We start from the raw sequence: 15,343 nt of genomic DNA on the forward strand, positions 1-15,343 counted from the left end.
CGGGCGGCGGCGGCTTCGGCGGCGGTGACCGCGGCGGCTACGGCGACCGTGGCGGCGGCTACGGCGGTGGCGGCGGCTACGGCGGCGGCGGTCGTGACCGCGGCGGCTTCGGCGGCGGCGGCGGTGACCGTCCGCGTGGCGTCGTCTCGGGCTCGGGCTCGGGCGAAGTGAAGTGGTTCAACCCCACCAAGGGCTTCGGCTTCATCAAGCCGGAAGGCGGCGGTCAGGACATCTTCGTCCACATCTCCGCGGTCGAGCAGGCTGGCCTCTCCGGCCTGAACGAAGGCCAGCGGGTCAACTTCGACCTCGAACAGGATCGTCGCAGCGGCAAGACCTCCGCGACCAACCTGAAGGTCAGCGGCTAAGCTGCCCAGGCGGGCCCATCCGGCGGATGGGCCCTCCGACCTGGCTGAGCTGAACCGGCCAGCCTCCGACGCGTTGAAAGCGCTCAGTTCGAGGACATCCTCGTGGAGCGTTGAGAATGCGTGCGTTTCTATACCTCGCCCTCATGAGCGCGGCCGCCCTTCCGGCCCCCGCGTTGGCGCAGGCCGTTCCCACGTCGCTCGCATCGCCGGCGCCCGCCACCACGGTGGCGCCGGTGGACGTGACGGCGACCCCAGCGCTGGCGCCGCTGCCTACGGTCGCGCCCACGGTGGACGCCCCCCCGCCCATCAGCGCCAAGCCCCCGCCGGCCCCGGTCTCGGACTCGGTCGACCCGGCGCTGCCCGACGGACCGACCAAGGCCGCCCCCATCATCACGCCTAAGGACCAGGGCACCGGCCTCGGCGGCAAGGTGGGCACGATCGCGGCTGGGGTGGCGGGCGGCGCGGCCGGCGCGGCGGTGGCGGGCCCGGTCGGCAAGTTCGCCGGCAGCTTCCTTGGCAAGACCATCGGCAAGGGCCTGTTCGGCGGGGACAAGACGCCCGAGGTGACCGTCGCCGAGGCTCCGTCCGCCGAGGCCGCGGCCACGCCGGCGGTGGCCGCCCCGGCGACGGCGCCGCCCCTCAAGGAGAAGGTCTCGACCGCACCGTCGACGCTTTAGGCGAGGTCCCGTGCCTTCCCACGCAGTGCGGGAGGAAGGAGGATGGCGGCCCCTAATTCCGGACCGGCGACAGGCGCGCCTTGCCGCCGCCCGGCAGCTTGGCGACGTAAGGCCCGAACCGCGTGTCCGGTCTCATGTAGTCCGTGGAAACGTATTGCGCGCCCGAGCTGAAGGCGGCGGCTTGGCGCGTGGTGTCGTTGGCGCGCGCCTCGACCGTGTCGGCGTCGGCGCGGGTGCGAACGATGATGCCGGCCTTCACGGCCGCAGCGATCCGCGCGGCGTCTTCCTTGGGCTCGTTGAGGGTGATGTAGCCGGCGGCCGGCGAGTTCTCGTCGATGTTCACGAAGGCGACCCGGCCTTCCAGCACCTTGCGCCCCTCACGGTAGCGGGCCACCTGGTCGGGCGGACAGTCCATGGCGAACATCACCCGCCCCCGCGCGGCCTTGAGCTTCGGCCAGCCTGCGGCGGCGACGGCGTCGCGCAATGTGGCGGCCTTGCCCTGCACCTGGTCGGGCGTGATAAGCGCCGCCTCCGGGAAGACCGATCGGATCTCCGCATCCACGAGGTCCATCGCGGCGGCGTCGAAGAGCGGGGCCTTGACGGCCCCCGGCATCGAAAGCCCGCCTTCCTTCAGGTTCATGATCACCAGGATCGGCACATGGTCGGGGTGCGCCTTCGACCAGGCGCGTATGTCGGCCAGGCATTGCCTGAACAGCGGGCAGACCGATCGGTAGTCCACCGACGGCTCGTGCAGCACCTTCAGGCCCGGCTGCTTCAGCGGCGCGAAATCGTAGGGGACAGCCTTCGCCCCGGCCATCCTGAAGCCGAGCGGATTGGCGTACGTCCCGGTCTGCGGGTCGTAGACCATATCGATCTCGAGCTGGCGGGCGCCGGCGTCCAACTGGTCCTTCAGCGGCGGGTGGCCGTAGTCCAGCCCATCCGCCTCCTTCGGGTTCACCGCGCGGATCGTCGCCATCTCGTTCGGCGCGATGGCGATCTTGTAGCTGTTGTGCGTGCCGATCACCTGGATGGCGTTCATCGGCAGGGCGTCGACGGCGGCGCGGGTGCAGCCGGCCGCGCCCGACGGCGCCTCCAGGTCGCAGGCGGCGGACACGGCGGCGACGGCAAGCAGGGCGGCGATCATGCGATGGTCCTATTCGGCGTCGGCGACAGGCGCGTGACGGGTCATTTCCACGGGATCTGCTCCGGCGTTTCGGGCAGTTGGCCGCCGACGATCGGCGGCAGGCGGCTGGCCAGCCCGGGCGGGACGACCCGGTCGGTGGTGGCGAGCAGTTCGGCGTGGGTCCACCAGCGGATATCGTCGATCAGGTCGTGCTCGTTCGGCTGCCAGCCGTCGCGCCTGGGGTCCGCGCCCTCGCAGTGGGCCACGAAGTACTGCTCCTTAAGCAACGTGGGTTCGGGCAACAGCATCACGCCCTCGCGGACCCAGATCACCGGGCCGAGCACGAAATCGTCTATGCCGGTCTCCTCGCGGATCTCCCGCGCGGCGGCGTCCTCGTAGGTCTCGCCCGGCTCGACGCCGCCGCCGATGGTGAACCAGATCCCCGGCCGGTCGCGCGCGCTGGGCAGGCGCCCCTTCATCAAGAGGACGCGGTGCTGCACATCGAACAGCAGAACGCGCGCCGTCGGCCGTTCCGGTTGTATGCGACTCAACTTTTCCGTCATGCTTTCTTAGGGTGCTATCGAAGACTTAAGCACTCTCTCCCCAATGTGCCCGCCGATCCCCACGGCCGGGAAGCCTGGAACCATCGCATGTCGGACGATGTCTCCACCAGCAAGCGTGACCTCGTAGCCCGCATCGCCACGCTGGAGCTTCTCGTGGCCGATCTGATCGACGCGCTGTGGCGGGTGGATCCACGGGGCATGAACCAGATCGCTGCCGGCGCGGGACAGGACGCCGACAGCCAGGAGGTCCGCCAGAGCCTGCCGGTCGGCGAGCCGGACCGAGAACGCCTCTATTCAGTGCTTGAGACCCGCAGCCGGATGCTGCGCCGGAAGAAGGCGGACGCCTGAATCCCCAAAATGGGTGGCTCGATCGCCAGGCCCGCCGCGAACGCGGTCTCGCACACCCGATCTTAAGCGCGCGCCGGCAAGGCTAAGCCTCTCGCAGGGCTCAAGTTATATTGCCGACACCGCACCGCTTCCTCGCCTTCGGCTTCGCCGCCGCCGACCTCTTGATCGAGGTGGGGCGCGACGGCCGGGTCAGCTTCGCCCTGGGCGCTGGCGAGGCGGTGCTGGGCCGCTCGGACGCGTCGATGCGCGACCAGCCGTGGCAGAGCCTGTTCGCTCCGGAAGACCACGCGATGGTCGAGGCCCTGTTCGGCGGGCTCAGCGATGGCGCCCGGGCGGGGCCGGTGGTGGTCGGCGTCGCGGTCACCGCGGGACGCCCGCCGCGTTTCGCCAGCCTGACCGCCATCCGGCTGGTGCAGAACAAGGGCGCAATCTCCTGCGCTCTGTCGCGCGCCGGCGAACGCAGCACCTCCGGGCTGCAGGGCCGCGAGGCGTTCGAGGCGCGCGCGGCCGAGCTGCTGGTCGGCTCCTCCGAGGCGCTGGAACTGGCGTTCGTCGAATTCAGCGGCCTGTCGCGGGCCGCGTCCGGCGTCGAGCCGGGCCAGATCGACAACCTCATCAACGGCGCCCTGCGCGCCCAGGCCTATCGCGGCGAAGCGCCCACGGCGGTCGGCCCCGACCGCTACGCCCTGCTCCATGCCGGCGACGAGCCCACCGAGGCGCTGACCGGCCGCATCGAGCAGGTGCTCTCGAACGCCGGCCTCACCGGCGTGAAGGCCGAGGCCGCAGCCATGCCCCTCACCGGCGTCGCGCGACCCAAGCAGATGGCCCAGGCCCTGCGCCACGCCTTGAACCAGGTGCTGGAGAACGGCCTGTCGCGTCCGCTGCCCGGCGATCTGGCCCAGGCGCTGGACCGCGCCATGCAGACCACCCTCTCGAAGGCGGGACAGCTCGGCGCCGCGATCCGCCACCGGCGCTTCAGCCTGGCCTACCAGCCGGTCGTGGCGTTGGGCGACGGGACGTTGCATCACCACGAAGTCCTGGTCCGCTTCGGGTCGGACGGCAGTCCCTTCCCGACGATCCGGATGGCCGAGGAGATGGACCTCATCGAGCCGCTCGACATGGCGGTGCTGGAGGAGACCCTGTTCGCCCTCCAGAAGGACCCGAAGCTGATGCTGGCGGTGAACGTCTCGGGCCGCAGCCTGATGAGCGACGACTACGTCGAGGGCGCGCTTTCGCTGCTGAAGGCCCGGCCCTGGGCCCGCGGGCGGCTGATGTTCGAACTGACCGAGAGCGCCGCCGTCGAAGACCTGGCCGCCGCCGACCGGCGCATCCAGAGCCTGCGCCAGGCCGGCTGCGAGGTCTGTCTCGACGACTTCGGCGCGGGGGCCGCATCCCTCGCCTACCTGCAGCAGCTCACCCTCGACCTGCTGAAGATCGACGGGCGCTACATCCGCGACCTGCAGCACGGGGGACGCGAGGCCACCTTCGTGAAGCACCTCGTCAACATGTGCGGCGAGCTGAACGTGCGCACCCTGGCCGAGATGGTCGAGACGCCGGAGGCGGAGGACGCCGTGCGCCGCGCCGGCGTGCACTATGCGCAGGGCTGGCTTTACGGCCGCGCCCGCGAGACCCCGGCCGACGAAGACAGCATCACCGCCCGAGGCCGCACCAGGTCTGGAGCCCTGGCCATCCGCTCCGCCCTGGACCGATAGTCCCACCCTCACGACTTCTTGAGGCGCGCGCCGCGAAACTTGAGGCGTAGGGTTTTCCCGTAAGGGCGGCGTTGGCTGGCTCTCAGACCGGTCGCCGACCGCTCATAACCGCGCGCAGGGGCGCCACCACCTCCCGTCAGGCGGGGCGCTCTCGGCGCCTTCGGTGATGGGAGAACGCGACATGGCAATCCGAGACAAGGGGTCGGTTCGGGCGCTCGCGCTCGTCGGCCCCACGAGCGCCGGCAAGACCGCTCTGATGGAAGCCTTGCTGGAAGCCGCGACCGGCCAGGCTGTGCGCCCCGGCGAAGTGGGCGACAGCAGTCCCGAGGCGCGGGCCCGCGGCCATTCGGTCGAGCTGAACCTCGCCGGCTTCGACTTTATGGGCGACCGCTACGTCGTCGTCGATTGCCCCGGATCCCTCGAATTCTGCTGCGAGATCGACAAAGCCCTGCCGGCCGTCGACCTGGCCATCGTCGTCGCCGAACCCGATCCGGCGAAGGCGGTGCTGCTCCAGCCCACGCTGCGCGAACTTGAGCGCCTGGGCGTGCCGCACGCGCTCTTCATCAACAAGACCGACCAGGCGCATGGCTCGGTGCAGGACCTGCTGGAGGCCCTGGCTCCGGTGTCCTCCGCCCCGCTCGTCGCCCGCCAAATCCCCACCTGGAGCGGGGACAAGGTCACCGGCTACATCGATCTGGCCCTGGAGCGCTGCTACGTCTACCGCCCCGGCAAGCCCAGCGAGCTGGTGGACATCCCGGCTGACCTGCAGCAGGCCGAGGCCGACGCCCGCTTCCACATGCTGGAGCAGATCGCCGACTTCGACGACGAGCTGCTGGAGCAGCTCCTCACGGACGTCCAGCCCAGCCGCGACGCGGTCTTCGGCGACCTCGTGCGCGAGATGAACGACGGCCTGATCGTGCCGGTCTTCTTCGGTTCGGCCCAGAACGGCTTCGGCGTCCGCCGCCTGCTCAAGGCCCTGCGCCACGAGACGCCGCCGGCCGAGAAGGCGGCCGAGCGCCTGGGGATCACCCGAGGCGCCTACGTGATGAAGACCGCCTACGCCGGACAATCCGGCAAACTGGCCTATGCGCGGGTGTTCGGAGGCAAGCTGGCGGACGGCGCCGAGCTCGTCCTGCCCGACGGCTCGAAGAGCCGTGCCGGCGGGCTCAGCCAAGTCCAGGGCTCGGCGCTGAAGAAGATCGCCGAAGCCGCGCCGGGCGAGGTCTGCGCCATCGGCAAGGTGGACCACGCGACGGCGGGCCAGATCCTCTCCACCACCGGCCAGCCGCAGGCGGTGAAGGAGGCGGCCCGACCGCGGCGGCCGCTGTTCGCGGTGGCGCTGATGGCGAAGAACCGCAACGACGACGTCCGGCTCTCGGGGGCGCTCGCCAAGCTCGTCGAGGAGGACACCGGCCTGTCGCTCACCCACGACGCCGAGCAGCGGCAGGTGCTGCTGGCCGGCCAGGGCGAAGGCCACGTCCGGCTCGCGCTCGAACGCCTGAAGCGCCGCTACGGGGTCGAGATCGACACGGTCCAGCCTCGGACGCCCTACCGCGAGACCCTTGCCGGCGCAGCCACCCAGCGCGCCCGGCACAAGAAGCAGTCGGGCGGCCATGGCCAGTTCGCCGACGTGACGATCGAGGTGCGCCCCCTGCCCCGGGGCTCGGGCTTCGTCTTCCAGTCGAAGATCGTGGGCGGCGCAGTGCCGAAGCAGTGGATTCCGGCGGTCGAGACCGGCGTGCGCGACGGCCTCGCCAAGGGCCCGCTCGGATTCCCTGTCACCGACCTGGAGGTCACGCTCACGGACGGCATGACCCACGCCGTCGACAGCTCGGAAATGGCGTTCCGGACAGTGGGCCGCCTTGCCATCGAGGAGGCGTTGAAGGCGGTCGGCACGGTCCTGCTGGAGCCGATCGAGAAGCTGACGGTCTATTCTCCGTCCAACAGCGCCAGCCACGTCACGTCGGCGCTCACGGCCCGCCGCGGCCAAATCCTGGGGCTGAGCCCGCGGGAAGACTGGCGCGGCTGGGAGCGGATCGAGGCCTACCTGCCGCAGAGCGAGCGCCAAGACCTGATCGCCGAGCTCCGTGGCCTGACCCAGGGCCTAGGCGCGTTCGAGGCCGACTTCGATCATATGAGCGAACTGCACGGACGACTTGCGGACGAGGCGGCGCAGGGGGCGAGGACCTAAGCTCGGCGCGAACCCGGCGCCCCGTCTACCCTTCGGGTTCCCCTCCCCGTTCACGGGCGAGGTTCGCAACATCGCGTACCTCCCCTGTGAAGCGGGGGAGGTGGCGGCGAAGCTGATGATTGCGCCCGAACCTTCGCGGGGAACGTAGAGCGCGCTACTCACGGCCATGACCATGAGACTCGCCCTCACCGCCCTGCTCGTCCGCGAATATGACGAGGCCCTGGACTTCTATGTCCGCAAGGCGGGCTTCGAGCTTGTCGAGGACACCGACATGGGCGGGGGCAAGCGCTGGGTGGTCGTTCGGCCGAAAGGCTCGCAGGGCGGCCTCCTGCTGGCCCGCGCCGTGGGGGAGCAGGCGCGGGCCGTGGGCGGCCAGGGCGGCGGGCGGGTCTTCCTGTTCCTGGAGACGGACGACTTCGCCGCCGACCATGCCCGCATGAGCGCAGCGGGCGTGCGGTTCCTCGAAGACCCCCGCCACGAGCCGTACGGAACCGTGGCGGTGTTCGAGGATCTCTACGGCAACCGCTTCGACCTTATCCAGCGGGCTGAGGCTGCGCCTGCTCCGCGATGATCCTGTCGTCGATCTCGACCGCCCGCTTCGCCGCCGGCCGGGCGTGGTGCAACGCCACGTAACGCTCGAAGGTGGGGCGCTTCTCGATCGTGCCGAAGTTCATGCCCCAGCCTAGGTGCGACGCCACGTAGAGGTCGGCGGCCGTGAAGCTGTCGCCAGCCAGGTGGTCGCGGCCGTCGAGCGCCCCTTCCAGGGCGTCCAGCACATGGTCCATCGACCCGCAGCCCAGCATCCGCTCGCGCTCGGCCGGCACCTCGACGCCCATGGCCTTCAGGCCCACCGCCTGCTCGACCGGCCCGGCGGCGAAGAACAGCCAGCGATAGTACGGCCCGCGAAGCCGACTGCCCGTCGGCGGCGCCAGGTTCGCCTGCGGAAAAGCGTCGGCCAGATAGGCGCAGATGGCGCCGCACTCGGTCACCACCGTGTCGCCGTGCTTGATCGCCGGCACCTTGCCCATGGGGTTCACCGCCAGATAGGCCGGACCCTTCATCGAGCTCTCGTAGCCGAGGAGCTCGGTCGTGTAGGGCTGGCCTACCTCCTCCAGCATCCAGCGGATGATCCGGCCGCGCGACATGGGGTGGGTGTAGAAGACGAGGTCTGACATCGAGGGCTCCTTCGGTTCGCCCGCATTCAGCGCCCGGGCTGCTGACAGCAGTGTGTCAGCAGAGTCCGTTTCACGCTGCAAGGGCCGTCGCGCGGGGCAGGCGGCGGCGGATGTAGAGCTCGGCGAGGGCCAGGTTCGGGACCCAGGAGATCCAGGCCGTGGCCACATAGATCTGCTCGAACGTCAGGCCCGCCATCACGCCAAGCGGGAGGTAAAGGCGCAGCGTCACGGCCGCGAAGGTCAGCGCGAACGAACGGATCATCCAGCGCCGATGCTCGTCGAACCGGCGGGCGCGGGCCGTCAGCCAGCCCTGCCCCGTCACATAGATCCAGATCACCGCCAGGATGCCGAAGCCCCAGCCCGCCACCGGCCCAGCCGTCGTGCCGAACGCCATGGCGAAGCCCGCGAAGCCGCCGACGACGCAGCCGGTGGCGTAGATCCGGCCCAGCCAGCGGTGCAGCGCGCGCCGCCGCCGCAGCGCGGGAATGAATTGGAAGCCGCCCACCAGCAGCGCCGTCGCCGCGCCGCCGGCGTGCAACACGAGCCAGGGCTTGGCGAACAGGTTCGCGGTCACGCCCGGCGACAGCGGCCCCACCTGGAGCACATAGCGATAAGAGAAGATCGCCACGCCCGCGCTCAGCACGATGGCGAGGCCGAGCAGTCCGAGGGAGAGGCGGCGGGCGGGAGCCTTTGTGTTCACGGTCTGGGCGGTCATATGCAAATCCGTCTGTGTCGTTGACGGACGAGGGATGGTCGGCGGCGCCCCCCGCGCCTAGGGCGGTTCTCGCGAACGGCGCCGCCGCTGCGCGAACGGATGCGCCTATTCCGTCAGTCGTGGCAGGATCGCGCGAACGACTCGGCCCCCTGATCCTCGATGCCCGACCTCCTGGCCCGCCCCTGGCTCCGCCGCCTCGCCGCGGACGTCGCGCTGTGGACCACCATCGGCCTGGTCATGGCGATCCTGGGCCCCTTCGGGTCCTCCGAGCGCAGCCTGGCCGAGCGCCTGCTCTACTGGCAGATCTGCATGGTGGGCGGCGGCTTCATTGGCGTGGCCATAGACGAGCTGGTGCGCCGCCGCGTCCGCCACTTCTGGGCCCGCCTCGTCCTCTCCAGCATGGGCATGACGCCGCCGGTGACGGTGCTGGTCGGCTTCACCAACCACTTCCTCAGTCCCATGCGGCTGACCTGGGCCAACGTCACCGAGCCCACCTTCCAGGTCTTCGTGGTCTGCATCGCCACCATGTGCCTGCGCCAGCTCGCCTGGGCCCAGGCCGAGGCGCCCGCGCCGGCGGCCGGCGCCGAACCCGCGGCCGATCCCACCGAGGCCTTCCGCCGGCGCCTGTCGGCCAAGCGTCGCGCCGCCAACCTGTTCGCCGTCGAGGCCGAGGACCACTACCTGCGCGTCCACACCGACGCGGGCGAGGAACAGATCACCGCCCGCTTCGGCGACGCCCTGGGGGAGCTGTCCGCCGCGCCCGGCTTCCAGACCCATCGCTCGTGGTGGGTCGCCGCCAGCGCCATCGACGAGGTGACGTGGCTGCGCGGGCGCGGCGAGGCGAAACTGAAGAACGGGCTCGTCGTGCCGATCAGCCGAAGCAACGCGGCCCCGCTGAAGGCCGCCGGCTGGTTCTAGGCGGTCGCTAGACCTTGAGGGAAAGGTTGGCGCCGGGCGCGTAGGCCGCCGGCTGTGACGCAGCGTCCGGCGCGGTCAGGGCACCGCCGAAGGCGACCGCCGGGCCGTGGTCGCCCTTCGTGGCGTCCAGCCTGCCAGCTGCCCCGGCCTTGTCCGACTTGCCCGCCTTGTCGACCGCATAGGCTCCCTGCGGCCCGTCTTTAGGGTGGGCCGGGTCGACGCCCTTCTTGGTGTACTCGACGTCGGTGCAGTTCCTGCAGACGTAGCCGTTGACGATTTCCATGGCCATGGCGCGCCGAGGCTGCCACGGCCACGGTTAAGTCCGCGTTCTCACGCGTACGAAGCCACCCAGTCCTGAACGTGCCGCTCCAGCACGGTGAGCGGCATGGCGCCGGAGAGCAGGACGGCGTCGTGATAGGCCTTCAGGTCGAACTTCGGACCCAGCTTCTTCCTGGCGTCCTCGCGCACCTTCGCCCAGACGGTGTGGCCCACCTTGTAGCTGTTGGCCTGGCCCGGCGAGGAGAAGTAGCGCTCGACCTCGCGCTGGGCGCGGCTCTCGGTGTTGCCGATGGTGTCGACCATGTACTGGGTCGCCCTCGCCCGGCCCCAGCGCTTGTAGTGGATGCCCGTGTCGGTCACGAGCCGCGCGGCCCGGAACAGCAGCGACTGCAGGTAGCCCGCCTGGCCCAGCGGATCGCCCTCGTAGGCGCCCATCTCGTCCGAAAGCTGCTCGGCGTAGAGCGCCCACCCTTCGGAGAACGCCGAGAAGCCGAAGCCGGCCCGCCGGATCATCGGGATGCGGCTGCTTTCCTGCGCCAGGGCGATCTGCAGGTGGTGGCCAGGCACCGTCTCGTGCGCCGCCAGGGTCTTGAGATTGTAGCGCGGCCAGTCGGCCGTCTCCTTCAGGTTGATGTAGAAGGCGGCCGGGCGCGAGCCGTCCAGCGCCGCCGACTGGTAGTAGCCATTGGCCGCCCCGTCCTGGATGAACACCGGCACCCGGCGCACCTCCACCTTGGCCTTGGGCAGGGTGTTGAACGCCCGCGGCAGCAGGCCGTAGAGGTCGGCGACGTCCTTGTTCAGGTCGGCCAGCATCTGCTCGCGGCCGGCGTCCGTCGCCGGATAGACCTGCTTGGGGTCCTCGTTCAGCTTCATCAGCCGCTGGGCGATCGTGCCCTGGGTCAGCCCTTGCGCCTTCAGGATGCCGTCCAGCCGCGCGCCGATCTCGGCCACTTGGGTGAGGCCCAGTTGGTGGACCTCCTCGGGGCTATAGTTCGTGGTGGTCGAGGCCTTCACCGCGTCGGCGTAGTAGGCGTCGCCGTTCGGCAGGGCCCAGACGCCGGTGTCGGGCTTCGCCTTGGCGCGCACCGCCTGCATGGCGGCGATCTGGCGGTCCAGGGCGGGATAGACCTCGGTCTCGACGATCTTCTGGGCGCGGGCAGCCCAGTCCCCGTCCAGCTTCGCCGCAGCGGCCTTCTTCGCCAGCGAAGCGGTCAGGATCACCTTGTCGGCCGGCTGGTCGCGCAGCGCCTTCATCTGGCCCAGCGACAGGTCGCAGACGAAGTCCGGCGGGATCACGCCCATGGCCACGTCCGCCTTCTGTCGGGCCACGTCGTTGTCCATGGCCTTGGCGAAGGCGGACAGGCGCGCAAGGTAGGCCTGCGCGTCGTCGGCGCTGGCGACCTTGTGCTGGCTGTCCAGGAAGTCCGGGACGTTGGCGTAGGCGCCGCCCCGCTGGCTGATCACATACGGGCTGAAGTTACCGCCCACGTCGCCGAACCGGTACTTGTCGCCGTTCCGCACGGCCTGTTCGTTGGCGTAGAGCACGACGTCCAGATCGATCTTCGAGCCCGCCGACAGCTTCGCGCGGTCGATGGCCTTGAGCTCGGACACCCACTTGCGGGCGCGCTCCAGGCGCTTGGCCTTGCCGGCGGCGGAGTTGTCGTCGAGCTGGCTCTTCAGCGCCGCCCGAGCGCCCTTGTCGAGGCCCAGCGAGGTGGCGAACCGCGGGCTGTCGTCCACGGTCTGCTCGAACATCCTGTCGAGCTGCGCGCGCAGCTTGGCGTCCTCGGACCCGGCCTGCGCCAGCGCGGGCGTCGCGGCGGCCAGCGCCCCCGCTGCGGTGGTCACGAGGAAGCTACGGCGGTCGATCGGCTTGGTCACGTCGGACTCCTTGCAAACAAATCCCGTCATCCCGGCCGTAGCGTAGTGGAGAGCCGGGACCCAGGGCGGCGCGCAAGGCTTCTGGGTCCCGGATCGGCCTAGCGGCCCTCCGGGATGACAGCGAGAAGATCAGCCCTTGGTCTTGGCGATGTAGAGGTCGACGACGTTCTCCAGCGCGGTCAGTGGCATGGAGCCCGACAGCAGGATGGCGTCGTGGAACTTGCGCGGGTCGTACTTCGGACCCAGCGCGGCCTTGGCCTTCTCGCGCAGCTTCAGGATGGTGACCTTGCCCACCATGTAGCTGCACGCCTGGCCCGGCCACACCGAGTAGCGCTCGATCTCCTGGGCGGCCAGCGGCTCGGGATCGCCCTCGATGCCGCGCATCTCGGCGATGGCCTTCTCGCGGGTCCACTTCAGGTGATGCAGCCCACTGTCGGTGACGAGGCGCGCCGAGCGCAGCAGGGCGTCGTGGATGTAGCCCAGCTCGTTCAGGGGCTCGCCCTTGTAGACGCCCATCTCCTGGACGACCTGTTCCGAGTAAAGCGCCCAGCCCTCGGCGTAGGCGCCGAAGCCCATCACCCGGCGGATCATCGGCAGGTCGGCCTCGCGCTGCAGGGTGATCTGCATGTGATGGCCCGGGATGCCCTCGTGATAGGTCGTCGTGGGCAGGAACCAGTACGGGCTCTCGGCCGTGTCGCGCAGGTTCAGCCAGTAGACGCCCGGCCGCTTGCCATCGAGGCTGGCGCCCTCGTAGTGCGTCGAGGCCCCGCCCTCGGTGGCCGCCGGGATGCGGCGGATTTCCAGCGGCGCCTTGGGCAGCGTGCCGAACTGCTCGGGCAAGCGCTTCTGCATGTCCTGCACCACGTGGTTCAGGTCGGCGATGATCTTAGCCTTGCCGGCGTCGGTGTTCGGGTAGACGCCCTTCTTGCTGTCGTAGAGCGCGATGTAGCGCTCGCCCACCGTGCCCTTGGTGAAGCCGAGCTGCTTGAACAGCACGTCCGCCCGCGCCGAGAGCTCCCGGGTCACGTCCCAGCCCAGCTTGTGGACCTCGTCGGGCGTGATCCGGCTGGTGGTCTGAGCCGAGAGCATGTGGGCGTAATAGGCCTCGCCGTCCGGCAGCTTCCAGACGCCCGCATCGTGGTTGGCCTTGGCCTTCAGGCTCTCCAGCAGGGCCATCTGCCGGTCCAGCGCCGGGACCACCTTGCCGTCGTAGAGCGCGCTCGCCTGGGCCGCCCAGTCGCCCGCGATGCCCTTGGCCTTGGCGCGGCCCGCCAGCGAGCTCACCAGCGTGGACTTGTCGGCCGGCTGGCGCAGGACCTTCATGCCCCGCAACGCGCCGTCCAGGGCGTAGTCCGGCGGGATCACGCCCAGACCGACGTCCTTGCGCACCCGCTCGATCTCGGCGTCCATCGTCGAGGCGAAGGCTTCGAGGCGCGAGAGATAGGCCTGACAGTCCTCGCGGGTCTCGATGGTGTGCTGGCTGTCCAGGAAGTCCGGCACGTCCTGCCAGGCGCCGCAGATCTGGGCCAGGACGTAGGGGCTGCCGCCCGAGGGGTAGGCGAAGCGCCGGTTGCCGTCCTCGGTCGTCTGCAGCTCGAACAGCAGGGTGTCGTAGTTCACGGCCGCCATGCCGGTCAGCTTCGAGCGGTCGATCAGCTTCAGGCGACGGAGCTGGTCGGCGTTGCGCGCCTTGCGCTGTTCCACGCCCGCCAGCGAGGCGTCGTGCAGTTGCGCTTTCGCCGCCGCCCGCTCGCCCTTGTCGAGGCCCAGCGACGTGACGAGTTCGGGACTGTCGTCCAGCGTTTCCTTGAACACGTCGTCCAACAGCTTGGCGAGTTGGGCGTCCGCGCCGCTCGCCTGCGCCAGGGCGCCGCTCGCCGACATGGCCGCCAAGGCGCCCGCGGCCATCATCAGTTGCCGTCGGTTCTGCACGGCGCCCTCCCCGTTACATGCGTGTGACGCGAAGGCTTAGGGCCCCGGCCGCCGCAGCGGCAAGCACGCGCGCACGGATCAGCGCATTAATTCCCGGTAATGCGGATGAACCTGCCCTCGCGCCCTAGCGGAGGCCGGACGGATCGGTTGATATGGCCCCGCTCGCACGCAAGGATTCCATCACGATGTTACGCGTCTCGCGGCCCGCGCTGGCCGCCGTCCTCACGCTGACCCTGGCCACCGGCGCGGCCGCCGCGCCCAAGTCGTCTCACGCCGAGCGGACGATCCACGACATCCGCGAGAGCCAGGGCTTCCAGGCCGCGATGGACGCGCTGGACCGCGACCACGACCGCATCGTGCAGGACACCATCACCCTGACCGAGATCCCCGCCCCGCCCTTCAAGGAACAGAAGCGGGCCGAGGCCTACATGGCCATGCTCAAGGCCCACGGACTGACGGACGTCGAGATGGACGCCGAGGGCAACGTCATGGGCATCCGCCGCGGAACCGGTCCCGCCGGTGCGCCGCTGGTCGTGCTGGCCGCCCACCTCGACACGGTGTTTCCCGAAGGCACGGACGTGAAGGTCCGTCGCGAGGGGACCAAGCTGCATGCCCCCGGCGTCGGCGACGATACCCACTCGCTGGCCGTGCTGCTGGGCTACATCCGCGCCCTCGACGCCGGCAAGGTGAAGACCAAGAAGGACATCCTCTTCGTGGGCAATGTGGGCGAGGAGGGCCCGGGCGACCTGCGCGGCGTCCGCTACATCTTCTCGAAGGGAAAGTACAAGGACCGCATCGCCGCCTTCTTCTCGATGGACGGGACGTCGGCCGAGCGCGTCACCTATGGCGCCGTCGGCTCCAAGCGCTATCGGGTGACCTTCAAGGGCCCCGGCGGCCACAGCTACGGCGCCTACGGCCTGGTGAACCCCATGGCCGCCATGGGGACCACCGTGGTCGAGATGAACAAGATCGTCACGCCGGCCAACCCCAAGACCACGTACGCCACAAGTGTTGTGGGGGGCGGCACATCCGTGAACTCGATCCCCGACGCCATCTGGCTCGAGGTCGACATGCGCTCCGAGAGCAAGGACGAACTCGCCAAGGTCGACGCCCAGTTCCTCAAGATCGTCGAAGGCGCCGTGAAGGCCGAGAACGCCGCCCGCTCCACACGCGCCGGCGCGATCACCGTCGACATCAAGCAGATCGGCGAGCGCCCCACGGGCGCCACCCGCGAGGACGCCCAGATCGTGCAGATGACCTCGGCAGCCGCCCGCGCGGCGGGCTACACGCCGATCCTCGGCGCCAGCTCCACCGACTCCAACATTCCGATCAGCCTGGGCGTCCCGGCGGTCACTATCGGCTCGGGCGGCAACGGCGGGCGCGCGCACGCGGTCGACGAATGGATCGATGTCGCCAAGCCCGAGAGCCTGAAGGGCATGTCCGTCGGCCTGGCCGCCCTGCTGG

Annotated in this window: 15 protein-coding genes; 8 read left to right on the top strand and 7 right to left on the bottom strand. The window is 70.1% G+C overall.

Translation table 11 applies throughout. The annotated features are described in order from the left end of the window. Positions 1-365 (top strand): cold-shock protein (locus Q0L11_RS11195; RefSeq protein WP_296597323.1); only part of this gene is annotated, 365 nt, incomplete at its 5' end. Positions 366-481: 116 nt separating this feature from the next. Next, a complete protein-coding gene (locus Q0L11_RS11200) occupies positions 482-1,042 on the top strand; it encodes a hypothetical protein (protein ID WP_296597324.1) in 561 nt (186 codons plus the stop codon). 52 nt (positions 1,043-1,094) lie between these two features. On the opposite strand, the gene Q0L11_RS11205 is transcribed toward Q0L11_RS11200, so the two are convergent. Then, complete coding sequence (locus Q0L11_RS11205; RefSeq protein WP_296597325.1) at positions 1,095-2,186, bottom strand: phosphatidylinositol-specific phospholipase C1-like protein; 1,092 nt, start codon at positions 2,184-2,186, stop codon at positions 1,095-1,097. A gap of 41 nt (positions 2,187-2,227) precedes the next feature. After that, positions 2,228-2,716 carry an NUDIX domain-containing protein gene (locus Q0L11_RS11210; RefSeq protein ID WP_296597327.1) on the bottom strand — a complete coding sequence of 163 codons (489 nt, stop codon included), beginning with the start codon at positions 2,714-2,716 and terminating at the stop codon, positions 2,228-2,230. Positions 2,717-2,815: 99 nt separating this feature from the next. Here Q0L11_RS11210 and Q0L11_RS11215 point away from each other — a divergent pair, with 99 nt between their 5' ends. The 4 genes from Q0L11_RS11215 (at position 2,816) to Q0L11_RS11230 (ending at position 7,550) form a co-directional block, all read left to right on the top strand. Beyond that, positions 2,816-3,076, top strand: coding sequence for a hypothetical protein (locus tag Q0L11_RS11215; RefSeq protein ID WP_296597328.1), 261 nt, complete (start codon positions 2,816-2,818; stop codon positions 3,074-3,076). Positions 3,077-3,186: 110 nt separating this feature from the next. Next, positions 3,187-4,788, top strand: a complete 1,602-nt coding sequence (locus tag Q0L11_RS11220) for an EAL domain-containing protein (RefSeq protein ID WP_296597330.1) — start codon at positions 3,187-3,189, stop codon at positions 4,786-4,788. Positions 4,789-4,969: 181 nt separating this feature from the next. Continuing rightward, entirely contained in the window at positions 4,970-6,979 is a 2,010-nt protein-coding gene (locus Q0L11_RS11225) for an elongation factor G (RefSeq protein WP_296597331.1), read from the top strand. 166 nt (positions 6,980-7,145) lie between these two features. Beyond that, a complete protein-coding gene (locus Q0L11_RS11230; protein WP_296597332.1) occupies positions 7,146-7,550 on the top strand; it encodes a VOC family protein in 405 nt (134 codons plus the stop codon). Here the strand turns inward: Q0L11_RS11230 and Q0L11_RS11235 are convergent. Then, complete coding sequence (locus Q0L11_RS11235) at positions 7,513-8,154, bottom strand: glutathione S-transferase family protein (protein WP_296597333.1); 642 nt, start codon at positions 8,152-8,154, stop codon at positions 7,513-7,515. The genes Q0L11_RS11230 and Q0L11_RS11235 overlap by 38 nt on opposite strands. Positions 8,155-8,224: 70 nt before the next feature. Further along, complete coding sequence (locus Q0L11_RS11240; RefSeq protein ID WP_296597334.1) at positions 8,225-8,869, bottom strand: DUF2306 domain-containing protein; 645 nt, start codon at positions 8,867-8,869, stop codon at positions 8,225-8,227. 159 nt (positions 8,870-9,028) lie between these two features. On the opposite strand from Q0L11_RS11240, the gene Q0L11_RS11245 reads away from it, so the two are divergent. After that, positions 9,029-9,787, top strand: coding sequence for a LytTR family DNA-binding domain-containing protein (locus Q0L11_RS11245; RefSeq protein WP_296597335.1), 759 nt, complete (start codon positions 9,029-9,031; stop codon positions 9,785-9,787). Positions 9,788-9,794: 7 nt separating this feature from the next. On the opposite strand, the gene Q0L11_RS11250 is transcribed toward Q0L11_RS11245, so the two are convergent. The 3 genes from Q0L11_RS11250 to Q0L11_RS11260 form a co-directional block, all read right to left on the bottom strand. Then, positions 9,795-10,076 carry a hypothetical protein gene (locus Q0L11_RS11250; protein WP_296597337.1) on the bottom strand — a complete coding sequence of 94 codons (282 nt, stop codon included), beginning with the start codon at positions 10,074-10,076 and terminating at the stop codon, positions 9,795-9,797. A 41-nt stretch (positions 10,077-10,117) separates the two neighbouring features. Further along, the gene (locus Q0L11_RS11255) at positions 10,118-11,947 is read right to left on the bottom strand and encodes a DUF885 family protein (RefSeq protein WP_296597338.1); all 1,830 of its coding nucleotides are present in this window, start codon (positions 11,945-11,947) and stop codon (positions 10,118-10,120) included. 129 nt (positions 11,948-12,076) lie between these two features. Beyond that, a complete protein-coding gene (locus Q0L11_RS11260) occupies positions 12,077-13,879 on the bottom strand; it encodes a DUF885 family protein (RefSeq protein WP_367183399.1) in 1,803 nt (600 codons plus the stop codon). 185 nt (positions 13,880-14,064) lie between these two features. Between Q0L11_RS11260 and Q0L11_RS11265 the strand changes: the two genes are divergently transcribed. Continuing rightward, positions 14,065-15,343, top strand: a 1,279-nt coding sequence (locus tag Q0L11_RS11265) for a M20/M25/M40 family metallo-hydrolase (protein WP_296597340.1), incomplete at its 3' end; no start/stop codon positions are given.

It is taken from the genome of Phenylobacterium sp., from assembly GCF_024508875.1.
GTDB lineage: Bacteria > Pseudomonadota > Alphaproteobacteria > Caulobacterales > Caulobacteraceae > Phenylobacterium.